This is a genomic window from Streptomyces sp. NPDC034043 (assembly GCF_055575675.1).
This window is the reverse complement of record NZ_JBVISF010000003.1, coordinates 35,471-56,673: the sequence shown is the minus strand read 5'-3', so window position 1 is coordinate 56,673 and position 21,203 is coordinate 35,471. Positions and strand designations below refer to the sequence as shown.

Here is a 21,203-nt window from a genome sequence, read left to right as displayed (position 1 = left end):
GCGGCATGCCCGTGTGGGAAGACCTGGTCGGTCAGGAGCGTGTGCAGACGCAGCTGGCCGCCGCCTCCCGCGACGCCGACGCCCTCGTCACCGCCATCGAGCAGGGGGAAGCGGCGCCGCCCGCTTCCAAGATGACCCACGCCTGGCTCTTCACCGGCCCGCCCGGCTCCGGCCGGGCCACCGCAGCCCGCGCCTTCGCCGCGGCCCTCCAGTGCGTCAGCCCGGACCGGGCCCTCGGCGGTGAGCCGGGCTGCGGATTCTGCGACGGCTGCCACACCACGATGGCCGGGACCCACGCCGACGTGGAGATCGTCCGCACCGATCTCCTGTCCATCGGCGTGAAGGAGACCCGCGACCTGGTCCGCCGCGCCCAGCTCTCGCCCGCCGTGGGGCGCTGGCAGGTCATCGTCCTGGAAGACGCCGACCGGCTCACCGAGGGCGCGGGGAACGTGCTCCTCAAGGCCGTGGAGGAGCCCGCTCCGCGGACGGTGTGGCTGCTGTGCGCGCCCTCTCTGGAGGACGTGCTGCCCACCATCCGCTCCCGCTGCCGGCACCTGACCCTGACCACCCCGTCCGTGGCGGCGGTGGCCGAGGTGCTGGTGCGCCGGGACGGCGTGGAGCCGACCGCCGCCGCGGCCGCCGCCCGCGCGACCCAGGGCCACATCGACCGGGCCCGCCGGCTCGCCACCGACGAGGCCGCCAGGACCCGCCGCGCCGCCGTCCTGAAGCTCCCGCTGCGCGTGGACGACGTGGGCGCCTGCCTCAAGGCCGCGCAGGAGCTGGTCGACGCCGCCGCCGAGGACGCCAAACAGGTCGCGGAAGAGGTCGACACCAAGGAGACCGAGGACCTGAGGGCCGCGCTCGGCGCCGGAGCGGGCGCCGGTGGCCGGCTGCCGCGCGGCACCGCCGGGGTGATGAAGGAGCTCGAGGACCGCCAGAAGCGCCGCCGTACGAGGACCCAGCGCGACAGCCTCGACCTCGCCCTGACCGACCTCATCGGCTTCTACCGGGACGTGCTGGCCCTCCAGCTCGGCTCGGCCGTCGCCATCGCCAACGAGGACATACGCCCGGACCTCGACCGGATCGCCCGCGCCTCGGGCCCCGAGCGCACGCTGCGGCGCATCGAGGCCGTCATCGCCTGCCGGCAGGCCCTCGACCGGAACGTGGCGCCGCTCCTCGCGGTGGAGGCCATGACGATGGCCCTGCGCGCGGGCTGACCGTTCGCGCGCCGGCACCCGACCCGGTTCACCCGTACGAGCGGTCCCGGCCGCCCGCCGCGGGAGCCGGGCCGGGCGGGGCGCCAAGCCCCCGCACGGCCGGAGGGCGTCCGCCCGGATTCCGCGCACCGGACAGGGGCCGCCCGCAGCACGTACGCTCGCCGCATGGACACCAGGCGCCTGCTGCGTACCGCCGGAACCGTGATCGCAGCCGCCGGGCTGCTGATCTCCGGGTGCACCACCGGGGGGCCGCCGGAGGTGGCGGCCTCGGCCGAGCCCGCCACCGTCCCGGACGCCCTGCGCCCGTACTACGACCAGAAGCTGAGCTGGCGCGACTGCGGTGTCCCCGGCTTCCAGTGCTCCACCGTGAAGGCGCCGCTGGACTACGCGGACCCCGGCTCCGGCCAGGACATCGAGCTCGCCGTGGCCCGCCGCCCCGCCACCGGTCCCGGCAAGCGGCTGGGCTCCCTGCTGGTCAATCCCGGCGGCCCCGGCGGTTCCGGCATCGGCTACCTCCAGGCGTACGCGGGCATCGGCTACCCGGCCCCCGTGCGCGCCCAGTACGACATGGTGTCCTTCGACCCGCGCGGCGTGTCCCGCAGCAGCCCCGTCGAGTGCCTGACCGGCCCGGCGATGGACCGCTTCACCCAGGTGGACCAGACGCCGGACGACCAGGCGGAGCGGGCCCGCCTGGTGGCCGCGTTCAAGGAGTTCGCGGCGGCCTGCGAGACGCGCTCCCGGCGGGTACTGCCGCACGTCTCCACCGTGGACGCCGCCCGGGACATGGACGTGCTCCGCGCGGTCCTGGGCGACGAGAAGCTGAGCTACGTCGGAGCCTCGTACGGCACCTTCCTCGGCGCCACGTACGCGGACCTCTTCCCGGCCCGGGTGGGCCGGCTGGTCCTGGACGGCGCGATGGACCCCTCCCGGCCGTCCCTCGACCTGAACCGCGACCAGACCGCGGGCTTCGAGACCGCGTTCCGCTCCTTCGCGAAGGACTGCGCGAAGCGGACCGGCTGCCCGCTGGGCCAGGGCGGCCCCGACGCGGTGGCAGAGCGCCTGAAGGGGTTCTTCCGCAAGGCCGACGCCCAGCCGGTCCCCTCGGGCGACCCGGCGCGCCCGCTGGGCGAGGCCCTGGCCACGACGGGCGTGATCGCGGCGCTCTACGACGAGAGCGCCTGGCCGCAGCTGCGCGAGGCCCTCACCGACGCGCTGAACGGTGACGGCGCCGGCCTGCTGGCCCTCGCCGACAGCTACTACGAGCGCGAGGCGGACGGCACGTACGCGAACCTCATGTACGCCAACGCCGCCGTGAACTGCCTCGACCAGCCGCCGGCCTTCAGCGGCCCCGAAGCGGTGGACGCCGCGCTGCCGTCCTTCGAGAAGGCCTCCCCGGTCTTCGGGGCGGGGCTGGCCTGGGCCTCGCTGAACTGCGCGTACTGGCCGGTGAAGGCCACGGGCTCGGCGAAGCCGCTGAAGGCGGCGGGCGCGGCCCCGATCGTGGTGGTCGGCACGACCCGCGACCCGGCGACCCCGTACAAGTGGGCCCAGGCCCTGGCCGGCCAGCTCGACTCGGGCACGCTCCTCACGTACGACGGCGACGGCCACACGGCGTACGGTCGCGGCAGCGACTGCGTCGACACGGCGATCAACCTGTACCTCCTCGAGGGCCGGCCCCCGGCGGACGGCAAGCGCTGCTGACACCCCCGGCCCGCCCCGGTTCGGGGCACCCGGATTGACCCTGTAGACTTGGCGCCGCTGCTGATGAGAGCGTCCTTCCGAGGAAATTCTTGTCTTCCAGCGGTGCCGCCTTAGCTCAGTTGGCCAGAGCAACGCACTCGTAATGCGTAGGTCTCGGGTTCGAATCCCGAAGGCGGCTCTGTAGAAGCCCCAGGACTCACTCGCCGTGACCTGGGGCTTTTGCTTTTTCGCTGCGTGCGCGGGCATGTGGCGGCCGGAGCTTCACCTGCCACCCGTAGTGGGACAGGCTCCCGACCTGGCTCCAGAAGCCACCGGACTCGAAGGTCAGCCGACCGCCGGTGGCCCTCTGTACCTTCAGTTGGCGGTCGGCCGTCTGCGGCTCCCAAGAAGCCCCGGACTGCCTGTCACGTGGTTCCGCCGCGGCATGTTCCTGCTGGAGGGCAAAGGCCCGGGCTATCTCCTCCGGGGTCGGAGGAGCGTCGGGGTTCACGGGGTCCTCCGTGAACCCTCAGGGGCATTTACGGTCAGCTGGATCCGCGAACCGCCCGGCGTGTCAGTGGCCCACGCTGTGAACGACACCGACTGCGCCAGCACGATGAAGGCCTGCCCGGGGTGGTCACCCACCGGCTTCCAGTACGCCATCCGGTAGGGGGCGCGGGTCTCGAGGCGGTATTCACGGCTCTCCCAGAACCCCGGTTCCATCGGCTCCGGGAAGTCTGGTGCATCCCAGGGGCCGGTCCATACCGCAGGCCCCAGCACACTTTCGGCCGCCTTGACGAAGTCGGGCCATTCGTCGGCCGCGCAGGTCAAGAGACCGGGGTTCTCGGACGCCTCGTCTGCCTTGAGGTGCCACGCCCAGTGGGTCAGGCGGCGTACGGGATGCCAGTTGCCGCCCGCTTCGAAGGTCCACCTGCCGCCGGCCCCGCTGCGCACCGCCAGGTTGCGGTCGGCCGTCAGTGGCTCCCACCCGTAGCGCTCGCACCACGTGCGGCATTCCAGGGAGCCGTCCTGCGGCGGACCCGCCCAAACAGATGCCCAGTCCACCCCCCGCAGGCCCTCCAGCTCGGCGGCAAGGTCCTGGGCCGTGCGGCCCGATGTCTCCGTCAGCATCGTCTCAAGCTCCTCGCCCGGTGTATGTGCGGGCATCATGACAGGCCGTCAGTACAGACCCGCGAGTCCCCTTCCTCCCACAGGTCGTGGACCACGGCCCAGCCCGTGAGGCGGGCGGCGCGGCGGTCGTGAAGGCTGATGCCCTGGTCCACGGCCTGGCCGGGAGCAGCCGGCACTTCCGTCCGGCCCGCACCCGTGATTCGCCGTGACCTGGCGCTTTTGCTGTTTCCGGGTCGGTCGGCGCGTGTGTCGGCCGGGGTCCGGATCCGGTTGGCCGGTGTCCTGTCCTGTGCATGGCGGTCGGGCATGTCGGCCGGAACGGTGTTGTACGCCTCTCCGGGCGACGGGCGTTCCTTGCTCTGGCGCGGAAGCGCGGGACATGATCACGGTGCCTTGTTCACGTCGTTCCTTCGGACGACCACCGTGAGGAGAGGGGAACGTGACCGTGGGGGAGGGCGTTGAATTCAGTGTGCTCGGAGCCGTGTCGATCCGCGTGAACGGGGCGGACGTACCGGCCGGGCCACGACAGCAGCAGGCCATGCTCGCCGTGCTGGCGTTGCGGGCGGGGTTCGCGGTGCCGCTGCATGAGCTGGTCGGAGCCGTGTGGGGGCAGCGGCCCCCGGAGTCCGCGGTGACGATCCTGCGTACCTACGCGTGGCGGCTGCGCCAGCGCCTCGGGTCCGGCCTGGTGGTCTCCGCCGGTGACGGATACCAGCTGGCGGTGCCGGCGTCCGCGGTGGACGCGCACCGCGCCGAGCAGCTGGCGGCCGCCGCGCAGGCTCACGGCGCCGGGCGGCTGGAAGAGCGTGCGGCGCTGCTCGACGAGGCAGTGGAGTTGTGGCGGGGGGAGCCGTTGGCAGGCGTTCCCGGGCCGTTCGCCGACAGTGAGCGCTCTCGGCTCCGGGAACTGCATCTGATGCTCCAGGAAAGGCGGTTCGGGCTGCAGCTGCTGATGGGCCGCCACGAGAGTGTGATTCCGAATCTGACCGCCTTCACCTGGGAGCATCCGCTCCGGGAGCGGCCCCACGGGTATCTGATGCGCGCGCTGTACGCGTCCGGGCGGCAGGCCGACGCGCTCGCGGTGTTCACCCGAGCCCAGCAGGTGCTGAATGAGGAGCTGGGGCTGGACCCCGGGCCCGAGCTGCGCGATCTGCACGAGCGGATCCTGGCCAATGATCCGGACCTGGATGCCCCGTCCTGTGCCCACGATGTGGCCGAGCCGTCGCCGCGGCAGATCGCGCCTCCCCCCGTGCGCGTCCTGCGACGGCCGGCCCAGCTTCCTCCGGATGTGGGCGATTTCAGCGGCCGGACGGGGCTGGTGGCCGACCTGTGCGCGGGCTTGACGCTGCCCGGCCGCGACGCGCTGGCGGTGGCGGCCGTCAGCGGTATGGGCGGGATAGGCAAGACCACCTTGGCTCTGCACGTCGCGCACCTGGTCAAGGAGCACTTTCCCGAGGGGCAGCTCCATGCCGATCTACGGGGCACGGGAGTGGACGCGGCCGAGCCCGGCGCGGTGCTGGGGAGCTTCCTGGCGGCGCTGGGGGTTCCGGGGCAGGAGATCCCGCGCGATCCGGAGGACCGGGGCCGCCTGTTCCGGACGATGCTGGACAACCGCAAGGTGCTGTTGCTGCTCGATGACGCGCGGGACGCGGCACAGGTCATGCAGCTGCTTCCGGGCTCGGCCGGCTGCGCGGTGATCGTCACGAGCCGCCCCCACCTCGCCGGGCTCTCCGCGTTCGCGCACGTCCCCCTGGAGGTCTTCAGTCCGGGCGAGGCGCTGGCCCTGCTCCAGCGGATCACCGGTGAGGAACAGGTCTGCCGGGAGGCAGAGGCGGCCAGGGAGCTGGTGGCCGCGTGCGGTCATCTTCCGCTGGCCGTGCGCATCGTGGCCGCCCGGCTGGCTGCCCGGCCCGGCTGGTCGGTGGCGGACCTGCTGGCCAGGCTCGGCGATGAGCGGCGTCGGCTGAGCGAGCTGCGGGCCGGCGACATGTCCGTCACGGCCGCCTTCGAGTTCGGCCACGGCCAGCTCACCGAGGTGCAGGCCTCGGTATTCCGGTCACTCGCGCCCTTCGCCCGGTCGAGCATCTCCCTGGAGGGAGCGGCGGCTGCCCTGGGGATGGCCGAGGAGGAGACGGAGCGCGTACTGGAGTCGCTGGTGGACGCCGCGCTGGTGGAGTCCCCGCTGCCGGGCCGCTACCGCTACCACGACCTGGTGCGGGTTTTCGCGTTGCAGGTACGCCCGGCCGGCCCGGAGAGGACGGCCGTCATGATGCGGCGCCTGCTCGCCCATCTGCTGGGGGCGGCCTCCTCGGCCTTCCAGCGGATGGCCCCGGGCGATCCGGTGCACACCACCTTGATGCCGGGCGCCCCGGAGGGTCCGCGCTTCACGGACGTGACGGAGGCCCGCGCCTGGATGGCGGCCGAGTTCGACGGGGTGGTCCACACGCTCCTGCTCGCGGCGGCCGACCGGACCGGCTCGGGATCCGACGTGCTGAACATGGCGGCCGATCTCCTGATCGCCTACAGCGCGTTCGGCCGGGACGTCCCGTACGCACGGCTGGCCGCGACCGCCCGGACGGTGGCCGACGCCGCCGAGGCGGCTGGGGACGACCGGGCCGCGGGGCGCGCCTTGTTCGTGTGCGGCAACGAGGCGCTCCAGGCGACTCGGCTGGCCGAGGCGGGGGCCCTGGCCGGACGGGCCGCCGAGGCCTCACACCGCGCCGGGGACACGGTCATCCTGTACCAGCACTTCAACGATCTCGGTGTCATCGCCAAGTTCGAGCACCGCTATGAGGACGCGGTCGGTCACTTCGACCGGGCCGTTGAACTGGCACGCGCGGCGGGTCACCGGTCCGGGGCACTGACGAGCATGCTGAACGCGGCTCTGGTGCGGGTCCGGGGCGGGCACGCCGAGGAGGCGGTACGCGCGTGTGACGAGGCGCTGGTGGCGTTGCGCGAACTGGCCGGTGAACGCGACACCGCGCACGCGTTGTGCGTGCGCGGACAGGCGCTGCACGCGCTGGGGAGATACGAGGACGCGCTGGCCTCCTACCGGCAGTGCCTGAGCGTGGCCGCGCGGGCGCGGCTTACCGGGCACGAGGCGCGGGCCCGGTTTCGCAGTGCGGAGACGCTGCTGGTCACGGGGCGGCCGACGGAGGCGTTCGCCGAGGCGCAGCGGTCGGTGGACCTGCTGGAGCAGACCGCCGAGCACAGTCGCGACCACGGCTACGCCTTGCTGGCCCTCGCCCGGACCGAGTCCCATCTCGACCTGCGGGAGCAGGCCCACACCCACGCCCGCCTGGCGTACGAGGTCTTCGCCCAGGCCGGCCTGCCCGAGACGAGCCAGGCCCAACGGCTCATGACGGGCACGCGCGCCCCCGGTCCGGGATTCCCGGTGCCCGAGGACGGCCCGGGCCGGGACGCCGTGGGCGTATAGCCCCGGGGCAGTCGGCGGGGCGTGGCCCGGCCGACTGCTTCGTCGCCCCCGCCCTACGCCAGCGGCTTCGGTCGGCTGCCCGCCTGGCTGCTCCAGTCCAGCGGGTCGGATGCCAGAACGGGACGGTGGTCGGCCTGGGTGCTCCACTCGGTCGGGAACTGGTCGTCCTCCACCCCTGCCCGGTCGTACGCCGTCGCCCCGTGCCGGTCCGGTCCCTCGTGCGCTGAGGCGGACGGGACGGCGGACGCGATCGCGGCCACGAGAGCGGCGGTGACGGCGGCACGGCAAAGACGCGGGAGCGGGATGCGGCTCATGAAGACTTCCTCTCTACGTGCCCGGGACGGGCCGGCTGATGCCTTCATCCTGCTTCGCGGGCATCTACATCCCATCTACGGGACGTCCGCGCGGCGGTCAGCGGGCGAAGGAGCGGTGCCGGCGCGGCCGGCTTCCCCAGCGCAGGAGGGCGACGGCGGCGACCAGGACCACCCCCAGCTTCAGCCATTCCAGGAGGAAGTCGCCGCGCAGCGAGAAGCCGCCCGGGAAGAGCAGCAGCGCCCCGGTGGCCTCGTTGCCGAAGAACGGGCCGGGGCCGAAGCCGAGGACCCAGGTGACCGAGGCCAGGAAGTTGTTGACGGCCTTCTCGTGGCGGAAGCCGAAACAGTATCCGAGGGCCGTCCCCAGGAGGAGGAAGGCGCAGAGCATCAGGGTCGCCGTGATCAGATGCCGGCGGCGGTCCGGCACCGGTACCACCAGGAGGAGGGTCAGGAACAGGGCGAACGGGGCCAGGGACTCCGTCAGCCCGACCAGGACCCGGGCGGCCATGACGCGTGCGGGGCGCAGGATGTATTCGTCGGCCACGCCCGCGAACAGTTCCACTTCCCAGGTGCCGACGGCCGCGGACAGCGCGGTCAGGGGGATGAAGTAGCCGTACTGCAGGGCAAGGGCGTCAGGGTCGGGACCGCGGCCGCTCGCGCCGGTGAAGATCGCGAACAGGAGCAGAACGTTCCCCAGGCTCAAGGGGACCAGGCGCGCGGCGTACTGCCAGCCGCCTTCCTGCCGGGCCCGGTTGAGCAGGATGAGGTGGGTGAGGGTCCAGGTCTTCACAGGGCGGCCCGGCCATCGGTGAGGGTGCGTTCGACGCGGCGGCCCACGGAGTCGCGGAAGACGAGCCACAGGGCGACCGTCCACGCGACCGCGACCACCAGGAACATCAGCATGGTGGCCGACCCCTGTGTCTCCCCCGCGAACCGCAGCACCCAGCCGCACGGCAGGATCAGCGCCGCGGCGTCGGCGCCGGGGAACGGAACCACCGACAGCCCGATGACCAGGAGGACCATGCGGAACCAGGGGACCGCCGCCGCGGGCCGGGTGAACTGGCAGAGGGTCAGGGTGGACTGGTAGCAGATGGCCGCGAGGCAGACGTAGACCATCGCGATGAGCACGGCGGTACGCGGGGCGACCAGTGAGGGGAATCTCACCGCCGCACCGATGTACGGCACCACGATCGCCGGGGAGGTCACGACCGCACAGGCGGCCGCCCTGATCGCGAGGAGCCGGAACAGGGAGAGCCGCCCGAGCAGGACGCTCTCCATCGTTCCGTAGCGGAACTCGTTCTGCACGCTCGACATGGCCGAGAGGAGCACGATGGTCACGCAGGTCAGCAAGGCCGCGCGGGTGGCCAGGACCAGCGCGTGGCCGGCGTCCGTCGCTCGGCCGTGCAGGGCGACGGTGAGCATCAGGGTCTGCAGGGTGATGCCGATCAGGAACGACGAGGTCGCCTTGCGGTCGATCCACTGCACTCGGACGAGGAAGAGCGAGAACCTGATCACGTCACCCGCCCGCCGTCGAGTACGAGGGTGCGCGTGGCGACCCGGGCCAGGAAGTCCTCGTCGTGGCTGACGAGCACCTTCGTCTTCCCCGGTGTCTCGGTCAGGAGCTCCTCCAGCAGCCGCAGACCGTCGCCGTCCAGCCCGTTGGTCGGCTCGTCGATGATCCACAGCTGGGACGGCTCCAGCAGGAGCCGGGCCAGGTGCAGCCGCTGCCGCATGCCGAGCGAGAACGTCGCGTAGGTGGTGTCGGCGCTGTCGGACAGGCCGACGCGGGCCAGCAGGTGCCGCGCCTCCTGGGCCGAGTACATCCGGCCCTTGATGCCCGAGAAGAAGCGGAGGTTCTCCACGGCGGTCAGCCGCGGGTAGAACCCCTGCGGGGCGCCCGCCGAGTAGCCGACGCCCGCCCGGTAGCGGGCGGGCGCCGGCCCGAGGCGAAGCCCCTGGTGCAGCAGGTGGCCGGAGGTCGGACGGAGCACCGTTGCGAGGATCTTGAGGAGGGTGCTCTTGCCCGAGCCGTTGCGCCCGACGACGGCCAGCGTCTCCCCCTCGTAGAGGCAGCCCTGGACGCCGCGCAGGACCGGGTCGCGGTGGCGTCCGGCGTGCGGGTAGGCGTACCAGAGGTCCGACATCTCCAGCAGGGGGGTCATGCCAGTCCCTGCGTTTCCAGCCACGTGCTGCGCTTGCGCAGCGAGAGCGGCACGTGGTCGGCGTACAGGCCGGCCTCCACGTCGGGCTCCCCGGCCCGCGGCAGGTAGAGCGGGACGTCGCGCTCCGGCGGCTTCACGCACTGGTTCTGTTCCCGGTAGGCACGCATGATGATCCTCCGCTCGCGGGGGAGCCGCTCCGCCCATGCGGGGTCCGAGACGACGCGGTCGCTCGCGGTCAACCAGGACGGGCCGTACTCCAGGAAAAGGTTCTGCCGGGTGGTCGTGCTGGAGTTGACGTCGACCCGGTGCCACAGCCCTCCCCACATCAGGGTCATCGCGCCGGGCCGTACGATCAGGCGCTGCTCCTCGGGGTGCGGGTCATGGGTGTGGTACTGGGGCAGGTGGTCCCAGCGGTGGCTGCCCGGGATGTAGACGAGGTTGCCCATGCCGGCCTCCGGCAGCGGAGTGAGCCAGTAGCCGATCTTGATGCGCAGCGGGACCCGGTTCCCGAAGACCTGGAACGGCAGCAGGCGCGGACCGTCGAAGTGCCAGTCGTTACGGGTCACCTGTCCCGGAGCGCGCTTGAAGTACTCGCTCCTGAGCAGTTTGAGCATGTCGCCGTAGACATCGTGCATGTAACCGATGTGCGCCGGGTGATCGATGAGACCGGCGAATCGGGGGTCGCCGGCGACGATGTTGCCCTCGTGGCTCTTGGCCTGGTCGTCGATGGTGGCGCGAAGGGCCTCGACGGTGGCGCTCGGCAGTGCGTCGTCGATGACGAGAAGGCCGTCGCGCGCGAAGGTCTGCCAGGTCTCCGCGCTGAATCCGGCGGGGGCGACGGCGAGCCCGTTCGTGTTCCGTTCCATGGTCATCCTTGGGTCTCAGTCCAGTGCGATGGGCCGGATGCCCGGGAACGGTGTCGTTCCCGATTCGAGGTAGTCCGCCGTCTCGAAGAGTCCGATCGCCGTCATCGGCAGGCGGGCTCCCGTCTCCGCCGCGAACACGCAGGGGAGTACCTTCTTGCGCTCCGCCACCCCCGGTTCGCCGCTGGCGCGGATGTGTTTGTGCGTGTGGACGAGGATCGGCATGAACCCGCCGCCCAGGAACGAGCCCTGCTGCAGCACCGCCCCCCCGACGCAGTCGACGACGCAGCCCTTGCCCAGAACGGCGTCGCGCCCCATGTAGAAGTACGAGGGGTGGGCGGCCGAGCCGTGCTCGACGTGGAAGACACCGGCGCTCAGGCCGATGATCGAGCGCCCGGAGATGCGCAGCACGGACCGGTAGAAGGAGACGAGCGCCGGGCGCACCCGGGCGTCGGGCAGCTTGAATTCGGGGCAGAGCAGGGTGATGCGCAGCAGTTCGGCCAGCGTCAGGGCCTGGCCATCCGACGAGGCCAGTTCCTGGTCCCAGGGCACCAGGTAGTCCGAAGGGCGGATGAGGGCCGCGTCGGCGTCCTTCGCGATCAGCTGCTCGGCCTCGGAGCAGAGGTACGGGCCGACGACGGCATGCTGCTCCGGGAGTTGCAGGACCCTGGTGGCGATGAGCTGTCGGCTCTCCCCGACCTTGAGGTCGCAGGCCTGGTCCAGCAGCGCGAGCCGCTCCTCGGCCGTCCCGGGAATCGGGAAGAGGTGGTCGATGCCGTCGGTGCGGGTGGCGGCCTTGGCGCGGAGCGACCGCAAGGGCAGCGGCGCGTGCGCCGCGGCCGCTTCCTCGAAGTCGCGCCGGAAGTCGCCGATGCCCAGGCGGAGGAGGCGTTCGGCGGCCATGGCGCGATAGTCGTACGGCAGCGCGGTGGAGGTGGACAACGCGACGCGGGCGAGCAGGGCCCGGTGCCGGCCGGTGTCGAGGGCCTCGGACGCCACCTCCAGGGAGAGGTACGCCTCGGTGGTGCCCGGTGCGTGGATCCAGCTCTCCCCGAAGGGGGCCTCGAAGCAGCAGGCCCGGGTGAAGACCTCGTCCGCGGCGGGATCTCCGCGCAGTTCGTCCACCACGCGCCTGCGGACCGCGTTGCGGCTCTCCTCGCTCGCGGCGACCTCGGCGAAGATGTCCGGGGTCAGCCGGAGCAGGGTGGACAGGTCGTCGAGGGTCGTGTCGTCCAGGATGGCGTCGATCACGCCGTCACCTCATCAAGGTTTCGGAGGGTCTGTGTGGGCAGATGCGCGGTGCGGGGCGCGACCCGGCGGGCCAGCTCGGCCATGTACCGGTGTTCCGGGAGGTAAATGCGGGACGTTCCCCCTTCAGCGCCGGTCAGAGCGTCCAACTGCGACAGCAGCGCGTGCTGGAGCTGGTTCCCCAGCACGTCCGTGGTGCGCTTCCTGCCCGTCCTGCTGACCGTGCGGACGACATGGACGTTCTTGTAGTCGGCCACTGCCGCGTGGTACGGCTCGAACACCAGGCTCGCCTGGGCCCCCGACGCGAGCTCCACATGGGCGAAGCGATATCTGAGGTCGGCTCCGTAGGGAATGTGGCCCCGCGCGATGTGGCGCCGGGACCGGGCGTTGGTGAGGGCGTGCGCGGCGATTTCCGGAAATCCGACCATCCCGTTCATGGACGCGTACAGGTCGACCTGGGGGAAACCCCGTCCGGTGGTGCGGACCCGGATTTCCTGGGTGATCTGCGAGGGCGCACTCTGCAGAAAGGACCGGTACGCGGCGGGGTCGAGGGTTTCGCGCAGGACTGCCAGCATGTGGAACCACTCGTAGCCGACTTCTCCGTAGTGCCGGTCCACGAAACGGCCGGCGTCCACGTCCGCCTGCCGGTTCTTGGTGAATTCGACGGTGACTCCGCGGATCGGGTCGTTCGCGCTCATGGCCCGTACTTCCGCGGCGAAGAGCCGGACGGCGGAGCTGTGGCCGTACACGTTGTTGACCAGGACGCGCGCGCCGGGGTTTTCCCGGATTTCCCTGGTGAGCTCGGGGATCGCCGCGGGGAGGGCAGCCGGTTTCTCCAGCAGGACCCGGGCGTCCGGCGAGGTCCGGAGGATCCGGCGCAGCACGTGGAGATGCGTTTCGGTCGGCGTGGACACGATCCAGGCGTCGATGTCCGACGCCAGACGCCGGGGGATCTCGGCCACGTCCGCGAAGTCCGATCCCCCGCGCGGGTCCACGGTCACGGTCGCGTGTCCGGCCCCGCGCAGATAGTCCGCGTAGTGGGATCCGATGCTGCCGACGCCGATGACTGCGATTCTCATGTGTGCCTCACCAGCTGGAGGTCCCGGAGGCGACCGCGTCGCTGAGCGCGTGCTGGGTGGCGAGCAGCCGGAAGTGCGGGGCCTTGCCGCTCGCGGTGGCCAGCTCGCCCAGCTCCACCGGGCGCACGGTGAGCTCTTCGAGGCTCATCGTGCCGGCCAGCTGCGCGAGGAGCCGCTCGGTCATTCGCGGGGCGTGCTCGGGGGCCAGCGGCACGATGAGGACCTCCAGCTTCCCGGCTTCCTCCTGGCGTACCTGCCAGCGGTGCAGCGGCTCGTTCTCCAGGATCAGGCGCAGCGGCTTGATGTTGACCAGCTGCCCCTCGGCGTCGGCGATCAGGGCGCGCTTGCGTCCGTCAATGCGTGTCAGCCGGACGTGCGGCCGGCCGCAGGGACAGGGCTCGCGCAGCAGCTGTCCGCCGTCTCCCGGCCGGTAGTTCAGCAGCGACATCGCCGTGTTCGTCAGGGAGCTCAGCAGGATCTGCCCGTCCTCGCCGACCGAGACCGCTACGCGTTCCTCGTCGATGTGGTACGTCCCGGGACTCCGCGGGCACTCCCAGCCGACGCGGCCGAACTCCTGCAGCCCGTACAGGTCGTAGTGCGGGCAGCCGAAGGCCTGGAAGATGGTGTCCCGTGCATTCGCGTCGAGACTGTCGCCGTGTGTGAGGACAGCCTTCAGCTGAGGTATGCGCAGGATGCCCTCACGCCCGCGCAGGGCCGCGAGCAGCACTTCCAGCGGCTGGCCCCAGAGGACGTCCGGCTTGAAATCGGCGCACAGCCGCTCGACGTAGTCGGCGTCCCGGGCGGTGAGGGTCGACACGTTGATCTGCAGGACCTTCGCTCCGCCGAAGTAGGGCAGCGTCTCGAACTCGAACGGGGCGTGCCGCAGATCGGCGGTGGCACGGATGACCCGCAGGCCGGGCTGGAGCCCGTACGCTTCCAGCATCCGCAGGTTGGAGGCCGTCGCTTCGGTGAGCTTGGTCTCGTCGTGGGTGATCCAGACGGGTTCTCCGGTGGTGCCGGACGTGTGGACGATGAGTTCGTCCCAGTCCTTGACCAGCCCGGTGGTGATGGCCTCTGGGGTATGGCGCAGGACGCCCTTGTCCAGAACGGGGAGTGAGGCGAGAACGTCCTCCGCGTTCTCGGGCGTCACGGCCAGGTCCTTCAGGTGCGCTGCGAAGTGTTCGGTGCGTGCCGCGCGTTCGAGGGACTCCACGAGCCTGGTGCGCCGGATCCGTTCCAGTGCGCCGCTGTCGTACTGAGTGGGCAGGTAGATCTCCTGGAAGAGCCGCCATCCCTCGCCGACTGCCGCCGAGGTACGCAAGCTGGCGTTGTGCCACCAGTCGTGGCCGGTCATTGTGCCTCCGTCGTTGCGGATGTCGATTGGTCGGTGCGGGGGAATCGGGCGGATGCAGATGCCGCGTGGGCATCTGCACCCGCCTATCCCGCGGTCAGATTCAGCTGACGCCCTCGAAGAGAGTGATCTTCATGGTGTTCCACCTCCTTTTCTGTTCCCCTGTGTAGCCGTGGACCGTTTTCACGGCCGGGATTACGAGACGCCCTCGAAGAGAGTGATCTTCACGGTGTCCACCTCCTTTCCTGTTCCGCTGTGCCGTGGACCGTTTTCACGGCCGGAATCAGGAAACGCCCTCGAAAAGCGTGATCTTCATCTGGCCCACCTCCTTCTCTCCGGTTTCCGTCGTGAGGGGCTGGCCCCCTTCGACACACCTGAGCTTGGACCCTGTGGATCGGCAGCGAATCCGCAGCCGATCTACAGCTGTTCTACGTGCGGGACATCGCCGTTACGCCGCCACGGAGAAGGGCGCCGCCCAGCCCGTCACCGGGCACCGAGAACGGGGGCCGGATGCGTCCCGGGCGGTCGTACGCTCCCCGGCGCCGCGCACAATGGAGCCGGGCGCGCGAGTGGATCAAGGAGAGACGCATGTTCGGTCGGATGGGAACGCAGGGCGGCACGGTCACGGACGAGGGCTCCGGCGTCGTTCTGCGCGTGGCGGGCGAGGCGGACCTGGACACGGCCGCGGAACTGTTCCGCGGATACCTCGACTTCTACGGGGTGACGGTCGAGGACCCGGGCGCCCCGAGGGAGTTCCTGGCGGAGCGCATCGCCAAGGGGGAGTCCCTGGTGCTGCTCGCCGACGCGCCCGGGGTCACCGGCACGGTCGGTTTCGCGCAGGTCTACCAGGCCTTCTCCTCCCTCACCCTGCGCACGGCATGGATCCTCAACGACCTGTACGTGGCCCCGTCCGGCCGCCGTACCGGCGCGGGCCGGGCGCTGCTGCGCGAGGTGCTGCGCCGGGCACGGGAGGCCGGGGTGGCGGGGGTGCAGCTGGAGACCGCGTACGACAACCGGATCGCGCAGGGGCTGTACGAGTCCGAGGGCTTCGTGCGCGAGGAGTTCCACGTGTACTTCCACGACCTCGGCTGAGGCCGCACCGGCCGGGAGGACGCCGTCATTTGGCGTCGGCGTAGCACTCCACGACAGCCGTGGTGAAGGGGAAGCGGACCGGGGTGTCCCCGAAGGTGATCCGGCCGGCCCGGTCACCGGCGGTACGGATCGCCTCAGCGACGGCCTCCGCCTCCTCGGCGGGGCAGTGCACGATCACCTCGTCGTGCTGGAAGAACACCAGCTCCGCGCGCATCCCGGCGGTCGCCTGGCGCAGCGCCGCGAGCATCAGCAGGGCCCAGTCGGCGGCGCTGCCCTGGACGACGAAGTTACGGGTGAACCGGCCGCGGGCGCGGGTGTTGGTGGAGGCGTAGCCAGGGGTCCAGCCGGTGTCCTCGGAGTCGGCGCGCTCCTGTTCCTGCGGGATGCCGGCCTCGTCCGCCTCGGCGGCGCCGGCGGGCGGCGGGCAGGTGCGGCCCAGCCAGGTCCGTACGAGGCGCCCCTCCTCGCCCGCGCGGGCCGCGTCGTCGACGTACGCGACGGCGCGGGGGAAGCGGCGGCGCAGGGCGGCCAGGTTCTTCAGGCCGTCGCCGGAGGTCTGTCCGTAGACGGCGCCCAGCACGGCGATCTTGGCCTTGTCCCGGTCGCCGGAGAAGCCCTGGCGGGAGATGGCCGTGTAGAGGTCCTCGGGGCGGCCGGCCACCTCCATGAAGGCCGGGTCGCGGGAGATCGCGGCGAGGACGCGGGGTTCCATCTGGTCGGCGTCGGCGACGACGAGCCGCCAGCCGGGGTCCGCGACGACCGCCCGGCGGATCACCTTGGGGATCTGGAGGGCCCCGCCGCCGTTGGTGACCCAGCGGCCGGTGAGGGTGCCGCCGGGGATGAACTCGGGCCGGAAGCGGCCGTCGCGGACCCAGTCCGCGAGCCAGGACCAGCCGTGGGCGGTGTAGATCCGGTACAGCTTCTTGTACTCGAGCAGCGGTGCGACGGCGGGGTGGTCGATCTCCTGGATCGCCCAGCGGCGGGTGGACTTGAGCTTGAAACCGGCCTCGGCGAAGGCCTTGATGACGTCGGAGGCCAGCTCGGGGCGCACGCGCCGGCCGAAGGCGGCGGAGATCCGGTCGGTGAGCTCGGCGAGGCGGCGCGGCTCGCCGCCGCCGGCGTAGCGCTCGCCGAGCAGCTCCGTCAGCAGGGCGCGGTGCACGTCGGCCCGCCAGGGCAGGCCCGCGCGGTGCATCTCGGCGGCGACGAGGAACGCGGCCGACTCGGACGCGATGAGCAGGCGCATCCGGTCGGGGTGCGCGGTGGCGGCCGTCCGGCGGGCCTGGTCGGCGTGGACGGCGAGAAGGGCGTCGAGGGGCAGGGGGGCGGCGGGCTGGGGGGCGAAGTCGAAGAGGGAGTCCTGCGCGGCGGCCCGGGCCGGCTCGGCGGCGCGCTGTGGGGGGTCCGGCGGGACGGGGGCGTTGTTGAGCCGGGCCCAGGCCGCCGCCGCCGAGCGGGGCTCGCCGGAGCGGCCCTCGTGGGCGAGGAGCAGCAGCTCGGCGTCCTCGATGTCGTAGCACCGCTCGACGCGGGTGCCGGCGGCGAGCAGGCGGGGGTAGACGGCGGCGGTGGAACGCCAGATCCAGCGGGTGCCGGGGGGCGCAGAGCGGATCGCTTCCGCGGGGGTGGCGGTGGCGATGGGCCGGGCGCCCGGGTGCAGGGGGGTGGCGTGCCACTGGCCGTCGGCGGCTTCGGCGAGGGCCCAGGGGGTGGTGGGGTGGTCGCTCACGGGTGCGAGTGTCCCACCGGGGTCTGACAACGGGCCCGCGCCCGGCCCGGGGGGTGTACGCGGACCCGTGCGGGGGACCGTCGCGCCGGGCGGGGTGCCGGCGGGGCCGGGTGCGCGGACCCGTGCGGGGGACCGCCTCGCCGGGCGGGGTGCCGGCGGGGCCGGGTGCGCGGCCCCGTGCGGGGGACCGTCCCGCCGGGCCGGGTGTGGGCGGGGCGCTGACCCGGGTCCCGCTCCCCGGGGGCTCGGCCCCGGACGCGGCGTACGGCGAATGGCCGGGCGGGCGGGGTAGCGCTGCGGCCCCGTCCCCGCTCCGGCCTTCGCCCCGCTGGGGTGTGCCCCTGTGCGGGTTGCTCCCCGCCGCCGTTCGCCTGTTGTGCGGCGGCTCGGCCCCCCGCGGCCCCGAACCGCGGCCCCGAACGCCGCCGGCCGCCCGCTCCGCACACGCCAGGCGGGGGCCCGGTATCGCGGCCCGTCCGCCTCCGGCCCCGGCCCCGGTCACGCCCCCGCCCGCCCCCCGCCGAGGCCGGGCGGGGGCGTGTAAAGCTGAAGGGGTGAGTCAGTGTGCCGAGATCGTCGACCGGGCCTTCGCGGCCGCCCTCTACGCCCAGGACGACGCCGGGCTCGACACCGGTGCCTCCGTGCTCGCCGCCGACGGCGGGCTGTGGGGCGGCGTCGGGCGGGAGTTGCTCGCGCGCGGGGAGGTGTACGTACGGCAGGCCTGGGAGCGGGGGTGGCGGCCCGCCGACGTGCTGCGGCTGGTGCGGCGGGACCTGGAGGCCGTGCACCTCGGGATCGCCGGTGACGTGATCGCCGCCGAGGCCCGGCGGTACGCGCGGCTCCCGGAGCGGTGGGGCGCGCCGGAGGCGTGGTGGGGGGCCGACGAGGAGTACGCCGACCGGCTCGCGCGCCGTGAGAGGGCGGACCGGTTCACCCTGGCCACCGCCGTCCTGGAGCTGTTCCGGCTGCTGGTGCGGCTGCCGTCCGTCGAGCCGGTGGGGCCGGTCCCGGGGGACCCGGCGGGCGATGCCCTGGAGCACGCGCACATCGAGCCGCGCATGCTGGGCCGGATCCGGGCGCTGCTCGCGAAGGCCGAGGCGACGACCTACCCCGAGGAGGCGGAGGCGCTCAGCGCCAAGGCGCAGGAGCTGATGGCCCGGCACACCGTGGACGAGGCGCTGCTGGCGGTGCGCGGCGGCGCTCCGGCGCAGGTGCCCGGCGCCTGCCGGATCGGGGTCGAGGCCCCGTACGAGGAGGCCAAGGCGGTACTGCTGGACGCGGTGGCCTCCGCCAACCGCTGCCGGGCGGTGTGGAACAGCGGGTTCGGGTTCTCGACCGTCGTGGGGTTCGAGAGCGATCTGGAGGCGGTGGAGCTGCTGTACACGTCGCTGCTCGTGCAGGGCACGGCGGCGATGACGCGGGCCGAGGCCGCCCAGCGGGCCGGCGGGCGCAAGCGGACCAAGACCTTCAGGCAGTCCTTCCTGCTCGCCTACGCGAGCCGGCTGGGGCGGCGGCTCGCCGAGACCGCCGAGCACACGGCCACGGAGGCCCCCGACAACCTGCCCGCCCTGGTGGCCCGGGACGTGGCGGTCGGCGCGCGGGCCGACGAGATGTTCCCCCGGACCACGACCACCCGGCTGCGCGGGGCCACCGACCACGCGGGCTGGGAGGACGGTACGGCGGCCGCCGACGCCGCCCACGTGGGCGGGCGGCGCCCGGCACTGCCCTAGACGCATGTTTCCGGCTTGATCGGAAGAAAAGCTGAAAAACGTGACGAACGGTTACGCTCGACGCCATGAGCTGGCTGCGCGCGCTGAAGGACACCGCGCGCGCGGGCATGACGGTCGAGCGGGCCCGCCTGGAGCCCCTCGTCGCCGTCCGGGCCGCCGTGGGGCTCGCGGTCGTCATCGGCGCCGCGCTCGCCCTCCTCGGGCCCGGCGCGGCGGTCAGTTCCGCGTTCGGGGCCTTCATGGCCGCCATCGCCACCTTCCAGCAGAGCTGGCGCCCGCGCCCCGTGCTCGCCCTCGCCTCCGGGCTGACGCTGGCGGTCTCCACCTTCACCGGGTACCTGGTCGGGTCGGCGGACACCGGGCTGTTCCTGCCGATGCTCGCCGTCTGGGCCTTCGCGGCGGGCTTGTTGTGGGCCGCCGGTCCCACGGCCGGGATCATCGCCTCCGGCAACGTCGCGGTCATGCTGGTCACCGTCACCCTGCCGACCTCCGTCCCGCAGGCCGTCGGGCACGCCGCGATGATCGCCGCCGGAGGGGTGGTGCAGGCGCTGCTCATCGTGCTGTTCCCGGTCCGCCGCTGGGGCGCCCAGCGCGACGCCCTGGCCGACGCCCTCGCCGCCGAGGCCGACTACGCCCGCCGGCTGCGGCACGACCCCGTCAGCTCCTTCGACCCCGCGCCGCTGATGAGGGCCCGGGACGCCGCCGCCGTCACCGTCCGGCAGGCCCGGCGGCGGCCCGCCGAGCTGCACGGGGCGCGGGGGCTCGCGGAGCGGATCCGGCCGGTGCTGGCCTCGCTCGCCGACCCGGCCGTCGGCGCCCCCGCCGGGGGGCCGGCCCGCGAACGGGTGCGGGAGCTGCTGGACGCCGCCGGGGCGGTGCTGGACGCCGCGGCGCACGCCATCCGCCACGGGGACCCCGTACGCCTGCCCGCGCCGGCGCTGGCCGTGCTGAAGGCACCCGATCTGCCGGAGGTCTTCACCGGCGCGCCGCTGCGGGCCGCGCGCAGGCTCGCCGCCCTGCTGGACGACGTACTGGAAACGGCCGATCCGGGTTCCGGGCGCACCGCGGACCCCGCCGAGGCGAGGCTGCGGCCCACCGTGCCCGCCCTGGTGCCGCTGGTGCTGAAGGCCGTACGGGCCGAGCTGCGCCCCGGCTCGCCCGTGCTGCGGCACGCCGTGCGGGTGACGGCGGCGGCGTGCGCGGGGTACCTGGTCGGGCAGGTGCTGCCGTTCGGGCACGGCTACTGGGCGCCGATGGCCTCGGTGATGGTGATGCGGCCCGACTTCACCCAGACCTGGTCCCGGGCCGTCGCCCGTTTCGGAGGCACCCTGGCGGGCGTGGGGGTGGCCACCGCGATCGTGCGGCTGGCGCAGCCGGGGACGTACCTGTCGGGGCTGCTGGCGGTGGTCAGCGCGGGCCTGATGTACGTGCTGATGCGCACCGGTTACGCCGTCGCCCAGGTCTTCGTCTCGGCCTACGTGGTGTTCCTGCTCGGGATGGGCGGCGTCCGCTGGGACCAGACGGTGCCCGACCGGATCGCCCTGACCCTGGTCGGCGGGGTCCTCGCGATGCTCGCCTACGCGCTCTACCCGGCCTGGGAGACCCCGAGGCTGCGCACCCGCCTCGCCGACTGGCTCGCCGCCGACGGGCGGTACGCGGCCGCCGTGCTCGGGCAGTACGCCGACCCGGCCGGGGCCCGGCGCGCGGACGTGCGGGAGGCGCTGCTGGCGGCCCGCGACGCCCGGATCGCCTGGCAGGAGGCGCTCGCGCGGGCGGAGGGGGAGCCGGTGCGGCACCGGGGGCTGTCCCGGACGGCCGCCGAGGGCGCGGGGGACGCGCTGGCGGCGCTGGGCCGCACCGCCATGCTGCTGGAGGCGCACCTCCCCGACCGGACCCATCCGCCCGTGCCGGGGGCGGCGGAACTGGCGCGGGAGCTGCGGGAGGCGACCGAGGCGGGCGCGAAGGCGGTGCGGGAGCGGAAGGTCCCCCGGTGGGACGGGGTCCGGGAGCTGCTGGCGGCCGGAGAAGCCCCCGGACCGGGTGTCCCGCGCGGGGCGGTGAAGCAGCTGCTGGACGCGCTGGACGAGGTGTCGGAGGCGCTGCGGCCCTGACACGGGGGCCGACGGCCTTGGGCACGGGGGCCGACGGCCTTGACGGGCGCGGGTCCCGCA

The 21,203-nt window shown here is 73.0% G+C and carries 16 protein-coding genes and 1 tRNA gene; 7 read left to right on the top strand and 10 right to left on the bottom strand.

All coding sequences use genetic code 11. The annotated features are described in order from the left end of the window. Positions 1 to 5 precede the first annotated feature (5 nt). The 3 genes from ACZ51S_RS08660 (at position 6) to ACZ51S_RS08650 (ending at position 3,096) form a co-directional block, all read left to right on the top strand. Positions 6 to 1,217 carry a DNA polymerase III subunit delta' gene (locus tag ACZ51S_RS08660; protein ID WP_468960263.1) on the top strand — a complete coding sequence of 404 codons (1,212 nt, stop codon included), beginning with the start codon at positions 6 to 8 and terminating at the stop codon, positions 1,215 to 1,217. A gap of 165 nt (positions 1,218 to 1,382) precedes the next feature. Next, the gene (locus tag ACZ51S_RS08655) at positions 1,383 to 2,918 is read left to right on the top strand and encodes an alpha/beta hydrolase (RefSeq protein ID WP_468960261.1); all 1,536 of its coding nucleotides are present in this window, start codon (positions 1,383 to 1,385) and stop codon (positions 2,916 to 2,918) included. A gap of 104 nt (positions 2,919 to 3,022) precedes the next feature. Further along, a tRNA-Thr gene (locus ACZ51S_RS08650) sits at positions 3,023 to 3,096 on the top strand. A gap of 308 nt (positions 3,097 to 3,404) precedes the next feature. Here ACZ51S_RS08650 and ACZ51S_RS08645 read toward each other — a convergent pair. Further along, positions 3,405 to 4,028, bottom strand: a complete 624-nt coding sequence (locus ACZ51S_RS08645) for a hypothetical protein (RefSeq protein WP_468960258.1) — start codon at positions 4,026 to 4,028, stop codon at positions 3,405 to 3,407. Between the two features lie 481 nt (positions 4,029 to 4,509). Here ACZ51S_RS08645 and ACZ51S_RS08640 point away from each other — a divergent pair, with 481 nt between their 5' ends. After that, on the top strand, positions 4,510 to 7,464 hold the full coding sequence (locus ACZ51S_RS08640) for an AfsR/SARP family transcriptional regulator (protein ID WP_468960255.1): 2,955 nt from the start codon (positions 4,510 to 4,512) through the stop codon (positions 7,462 to 7,464). 53 nt (positions 7,465 to 7,517) lie between these two features. Here the strand turns inward: ACZ51S_RS08640 and ACZ51S_RS08635 are convergent, their stop codons facing one another. The 8 genes from ACZ51S_RS08635 to ACZ51S_RS08600 form a co-directional block, all read right to left on the bottom strand. Continuing rightward, entirely contained in the window at positions 7,518 to 7,778 is a 261-nt protein-coding gene (locus ACZ51S_RS08635; RefSeq protein ID WP_468476245.1) for a hypothetical protein, read from the bottom strand. A 97-nt stretch (positions 7,779 to 7,875) separates the two neighbouring features. After that, the gene (locus tag ACZ51S_RS08630; protein ID WP_468801188.1) at positions 7,876 to 8,568 is read right to left on the bottom strand and encodes a hypothetical protein; all 693 of its coding nucleotides are present in this window, start codon (positions 8,566 to 8,568) and stop codon (positions 7,876 to 7,878) included. Then, the gene (locus ACZ51S_RS08625) at positions 8,565 to 9,293 is read right to left on the bottom strand and encodes a hypothetical protein (protein ID WP_468960253.1); all 729 of its coding nucleotides are present in this window, start codon (positions 9,291 to 9,293) and stop codon (positions 8,565 to 8,567) included. Before ACZ51S_RS08625 ends, ACZ51S_RS08630 begins: the two co-directional genes overlap by 4 nt. Further along, on the bottom strand, positions 9,290 to 9,940 hold the full coding sequence (locus ACZ51S_RS08620) for an ABC transporter ATP-binding protein (RefSeq protein ID WP_468887163.1): 651 nt from the start codon (positions 9,938 to 9,940) through the stop codon (positions 9,290 to 9,292). The genes ACZ51S_RS08625 and ACZ51S_RS08620 overlap by 4 nt, the downstream gene beginning before the upstream one ends. Next, positions 9,937 to 10,806: a phytanoyl-CoA dioxygenase family protein gene (locus tag ACZ51S_RS08615; RefSeq protein ID WP_468801182.1), complete on the bottom strand. Its 870-nt coding sequence runs from the start codon at positions 10,804 to 10,806 to the stop codon at positions 9,937 to 9,939. The genes ACZ51S_RS08620 and ACZ51S_RS08615 overlap by 4 nt, the downstream gene beginning before the upstream one ends. Positions 10,807 to 10,821: 15 nt before the next feature. Continuing rightward, on the bottom strand, positions 10,822 to 12,054 hold the full coding sequence (locus ACZ51S_RS08610) for a hypothetical protein (RefSeq protein ID WP_468960250.1): 1,233 nt from the start codon (positions 12,052 to 12,054) through the stop codon (positions 10,822 to 10,824). Beyond that, entirely contained in the window at positions 12,051 to 13,130 is a 1,080-nt protein-coding gene (locus tag ACZ51S_RS08605) for a Gfo/Idh/MocA family oxidoreductase (protein WP_468960247.1), read from the bottom strand. Before ACZ51S_RS08605 ends, ACZ51S_RS08610 begins: the two co-directional genes overlap by 4 nt. A gap of 7 nt (positions 13,131 to 13,137) precedes the next feature. Further along, entirely contained in the window at positions 13,138 to 14,484 is a 1,347-nt protein-coding gene (locus ACZ51S_RS08600; RefSeq protein ID WP_468801179.1) for a phenylacetate--CoA ligase family protein, read from the bottom strand. Between the two features lie 585 nt (positions 14,485 to 15,069). Here ACZ51S_RS08600 and ACZ51S_RS08595 point away from each other — a divergent pair. Beyond that, positions 15,070 to 15,573: a GNAT family N-acetyltransferase gene (locus ACZ51S_RS08595; RefSeq protein WP_468476237.1), complete on the top strand. Its 504-nt coding sequence runs from the start codon at positions 15,070 to 15,072 to the stop codon at positions 15,571 to 15,573. A 25-nt stretch (positions 15,574 to 15,598) separates the two neighbouring features. Here the strand turns inward: ACZ51S_RS08595 and ACZ51S_RS08590 are convergent, their stop codons facing one another. Beyond that, positions 15,599 to 17,302, bottom strand: a complete 1,704-nt coding sequence (locus ACZ51S_RS08590; protein WP_468960245.1) for a bifunctional 3'-5' exonuclease/DNA polymerase — start codon at positions 17,300 to 17,302, stop codon at positions 15,599 to 15,601. Positions 17,303 to 17,856: 554 nt separating this feature from the next. Between ACZ51S_RS08590 and ACZ51S_RS08585 the strand changes: the two genes are divergently transcribed. Together ACZ51S_RS08585 and ACZ51S_RS08580 are read left to right on the top strand one after the other, a co-directional pair. Next, positions 17,857 to 19,032: a DUF2786 domain-containing protein gene (locus ACZ51S_RS08585; RefSeq protein ID WP_468476235.1), complete on the top strand. Its 1,176-nt coding sequence runs from the start codon at positions 17,857 to 17,859 to the stop codon at positions 19,030 to 19,032. A 65-nt stretch (positions 19,033 to 19,097) separates the two neighbouring features. Then, complete coding sequence (locus ACZ51S_RS08580; RefSeq protein WP_468887169.1) at positions 19,098 to 21,143, top strand: FUSC family protein; 2,046 nt, start codon at positions 19,098 to 19,100, stop codon at positions 21,141 to 21,143. Positions 21,144 to 21,203: the final 60 nt, after the last annotated feature.

Excerpts from the sequence above, each read along its gene's own strand:
- ACZ51S_RS08595 (WP_468476237.1), top strand. The coding sequence starts at position 15,070 with ATGTTCGGTCGGATGGGAACGCAGGGCGGCACGGTCACGGACGAGGGC.
- ACZ51S_RS08645 (WP_468960258.1), bottom strand. The coding sequence starts at position 4,028 with ATGCTGACGGAGACATCGGGCCGCACGGCCCAGGACCTTGCCGCCGAG.
- ACZ51S_RS08635 (WP_468476245.1), bottom strand. The coding sequence starts at position 7,778 with ATGAGCCGCATCCCGCTCCCGCGTCTTTGCCGTGCCGCCGTCACCGCC.
- ACZ51S_RS08605 (WP_468960247.1), bottom strand. The coding sequence starts at position 13,130 with ATGAGAATCGCAGTCATCGGCGTCGGCAGCATCGGATCCCACTACGCG.
- ACZ51S_RS08620 (WP_468887163.1), bottom strand. The coding sequence starts at position 9,940 with ATGACCCCCCTGCTGGAGATGTCGGACCTCTGGTACGCCTACCCGCAC.
- ACZ51S_RS08615 (WP_468801182.1), bottom strand. The coding sequence starts at position 10,806 with ATGGAACGGAACACGAACGGGCTCGCCGTCGCCCCCGCCGGATTCAGC.
- ACZ51S_RS08600 (WP_468801179.1), bottom strand. The coding sequence starts at position 14,484 with ATGACCGGCCACGACTGGTGGCACAACGCCAGCTTGCGTACCTCGGCG.
- ACZ51S_RS08660 (WP_468960263.1), top strand. The coding sequence starts at position 6 with ATGCCCGTGTGGGAAGACCTGGTCGGTCAGGAGCGTGTGCAGACGCAG.
- ACZ51S_RS08655 (WP_468960261.1), top strand. The coding sequence starts at position 1,383 with ATGGACACCAGGCGCCTGCTGCGTACCGCCGGAACCGTGATCGCAGCC.
- ACZ51S_RS08580 (WP_468887169.1), top strand. The coding sequence starts at position 19,098 with ATGAGCTGGCTGCGCGCGCTGAAGGACACCGCGCGCGCGGGCATGACG.